The organism is Pseudomonas sp. BAV 4579 (genome assembly GCF_009765395.1).
Taxonomy (GTDB): domain Bacteria; phylum Pseudomonadota; class Gammaproteobacteria; order Pseudomonadales; family Pseudomonadaceae; genus Chryseomonas; species Chryseomonas aestiva.
Map to the genome: position 1 here is coordinate 1 of NZ_WHOV01000098.1, position 2,801 is coordinate 2,801.

Sequence of the window (2,801 nt, forward strand, 5' to 3'; positions counted from 1 at the left end):
GGGTATCGAAGTGCGCCGAGACCACAACGATGGCGGCCGGGGTCGGCAGCGACCGCCCCAGGGCGCGCCAGGCCGTTCCCGCCGCGCCGGCGTCGAGGGCCTCCATGGGCGAGCCGTGAGAAACGAACAGGGTGGGAAGCGACATGGTGGCGACCTCCGAGCAGGGTTCAGGAAGGCTTGCGGGCATCCCAGGAGAGCTGGCCAGCGCCCAGCAGCGCCAGGGCGGCGGCGGTCACGGCGAGAAAGACCGGATATTCCCAGCCGCCATGGGGATTGGAGAAGGACCAGCCGTTGCCGAAATGGACCGTCGCGGCCGCGAACAGTTGGACGGTGGCGACGGCCGCGACCGGCCGCACCCAGGCGCCGAGGATCAGGAGCACGCCCGCGCCCAGTTCGAAGCAGGTGACCGGATAGGCCAGCCAGCCGGGAAAGCCCACCGAGGCGAAGAAACCCGCGGTACCCGGCAGAGTGAACACCAGCAGCTTGGTCAGGCCGTGGGCCAGGAACATGGCGCCCAGGGCCAGGCGCAGTAACAGCGGGGCATAGGATGCAGTACGGTCGGTCATGCTGATTCTCGAACGGAGGAAAGGTGCCGCTATTGTCCTGTTTCCAGCACGCGAATAAAGGCGCACTCTGGGAATGAACTGTGCACGCTCTGGAAACAATTCTTGGACACTCTTAAAGCCCTGCAGGCCTTCGTCAAGATCGTCGAACTGGGCAGCCTGACGGCTGCGGCGGAGCGACTGGAGCTGTCGCGCTCGGCGCTCACCAAGCACCTGGCGGCCCTGGAGCGCCACTACGGCACCCGCCTGCTGCAGCGCACCACCCGCACCCTCAGCCTGACCGAAGCCGGGCGTACGCTGCATGAAGGACTGGTCCCGCTGCTCGGTGATCTGGAGGCCCTCGAACAGCGCCTGCAGGAAGGCCACGAGCGGCCCCGGGGGCGGCTCAGGGTCAGTGCGCCCCTGACCTTTGGCGTACGTCACCTGGCGCCGCTGGTGAGCAGCTTCCTGCATGAATATCCGGAGGTCGCCATCGATCTGGAGCTGAGCGATCGCCAGGTGCGCCTGGTCGAGGAAGGCTTCGATCTCGCCGTGCGCATCGGCGACCTCAGCGACTCCAGCCTTGTGGCGCAGCCCCTGGGAGCGGTCGAGCTGTTCATCTGCGCCGCACCCGCCTATCTGCAGCGTCATGGTCGCCCCGAGCATCCCTCCGCCTTGCGTGAGCATCGCTGCCTGCTCTACAGCTACGCCAGCGATGGCGATCTCTGGGAATTCCAGCGTGAGGGGGAGCGCCTGCAGGTCAAGGTCGGCGGCCCCCTGCGCGCCAACAATGGCAGCGTCCTGCACCAGGCGGCGCTGGACGGCCACGGCATCATTCGCCAGCCGGATTTCCTGGTGGGCGATGACCTGGCGGCGGGTCGCCTGGAGCGACTGTTCGCCCCCTGGTACACCCAGGCCATCGCCATCCACGCCCTCTATCCCCATCGGCGCCTGGTGCCGGCCAAGGTGCGGCTGTTCATTGCCTGGCTGCAGCGACATCTGGTCACACCCGAGCACCTGAAAAGACTGCCGTAGGTCGCCGCCGAACGGTCGTTGTAGGGGGCTTCGCAGCCTCACGGGGCTTGCCTAGAATCCGTGCCTGTCCCGCCGGCCCTGCCGGTTCCTGCGATGGCTGTCGTCCATGTCGACCGAGAATCCCTGCCTCAGCTGTGGCGCCTGCTGCGCCCATTTTCGCGTGTCTTTCTATTGGGGCGAATGCCAGTCGGCAGGCGGCCTGGTGCCCGACCACCTGACCGTCGCGATCAGCCCGCACCTGGTGGCCATGCAGGGCACCGAGCAGAAGCCGGTACGCTGTACGGCCCTGCTCGGCGAGGTGGGCTGCGGCACGCGCTGCACCGTCTATGAAAACCGTTCCAGCACCTGCCGCGAGTTCACCGCCGCCTGGGAACACGGCGAAGCCAATCCGCACTGCGATGCCGCCCGTGCGGCCTATGGCCTGCCGCCCCTGACGCCACCGTTGCAGCCGCATATCTCGCCCGACCGCGTAGCCTAGGCACTGTACGAAAACTGCCTGCGCTCGGTGATGCTTCGTTGAAAGACCTCTGGGTCGCCAGCCCGGTCGGAATGCTCATTTACCACTCGTAAACTCCGCTTCCTCAAGGTTTTCGCCTCGCCTCACCGTCGCTCGGCGACTTTTCGTTCAGCGCCTAGAGGAAACCAAACGGCCATTGCCGCTGCCCAAAAAGGCGACGGTTGGGCTGTGAAGCGTGGAAAATGCAGTGCGGATCAGGTTTTCACGCCCCTGCCAGATCGAATACCCTATCGTTCTTTCGCCCGCTATGCGTATCCTGTAGCGCCGAACAACAAGGCTGCTTCAACCGGTCACGCAGAGGCTCACAAAGGCTCTACGCAAGGCAAAGCTGCCGCTATACTGCCTGGCCAATACTCACACATGGAGTTTTTACATGAATAAAGCTGAGCTGATCGACGCCATTGCCGCGTCTGCCGACCTGCCCAAGGCCACCGCTGCCAAAGCCCTGGACGCCTTCACCACTGCGGTGACCGACGCCCTGAAGCAAGGCGACAGCGTCAGCCTGGTCGGTTTCGGAACTTTCGCAGTAAAAGAGCGCGCTGCTCGCGAAGGCCGCAACCCGCAGACCGGTGCCACCATCAAGATCGCCGCTGCCAAGCTGCCCGGCTTCAAGCCCGGCAAAGGCCTCAAAGACGCCGTCAGCTAAGACTGCGTTGGTCGATTCTTGTCTTCCGGGCGCTTCAGAGCGCTTCGGAAGACAGTCCCCC

4 protein-coding genes and 1 pseudogene are annotated in these 2,801 nt (G+C 65.2%); 3 read left to right on the forward strand and 2 right to left on the reverse strand.

The window, feature by feature from the left end; translation table 11 throughout:
- Both GSQ95_RS26605 and GSQ95_RS18585 read right to left on the reverse strand, forming a co-directional pair.
- Positions 1 to 145 (reverse strand): annotated as a pseudogene (locus GSQ95_RS26605) (dioxygenase); the annotation flags it as partial.
- A gap of 22 nt (positions 146 to 167) precedes the next feature.
- Complete coding sequence (locus GSQ95_RS18585; RefSeq protein ID WP_158896830.1) at positions 168 to 566, reverse strand: DoxX family protein; 399 nt, start codon at positions 564 to 566, stop codon at positions 168 to 170.
- A gap of 102 nt (positions 567 to 668) precedes the next feature.
- On the opposite strand from GSQ95_RS18585, the gene GSQ95_RS18590 reads away from it, so the two are divergent.
- The 3 genes from GSQ95_RS18590 to GSQ95_RS18600 all read left to right on the forward strand — a co-directional run bounded on the left by GSQ95_RS18590 (position 669) and on the right by GSQ95_RS18600 (position 2,740).
- Entirely contained in the window at positions 669 to 1,577 is a 909-nt protein-coding gene (locus tag GSQ95_RS18590; RefSeq protein WP_158896831.1) for a LysR family transcriptional regulator, read from the forward strand.
- A 106-nt stretch (positions 1,578 to 1,683) separates the two neighbouring features.
- Positions 1,684 to 2,055 carry a YkgJ family cysteine cluster protein gene (locus GSQ95_RS18595; protein WP_158896832.1) on the forward strand — a complete coding sequence of 124 codons (372 nt, stop codon included), beginning with the start codon at positions 1,684 to 1,686 and terminating at the stop codon, positions 2,053 to 2,055.
- A 412-nt stretch (positions 2,056 to 2,467) separates the two neighbouring features.
- Positions 2,468 to 2,740 (forward strand): HU family DNA-binding protein, encoded by a 273-nt coding sequence (locus GSQ95_RS18600; protein WP_007159052.1) that lies wholly within the window; start codon positions 2,468 to 2,470, stop codon positions 2,738 to 2,740.
- Positions 2,741 to 2,801 lie beyond the last annotated feature (61 nt).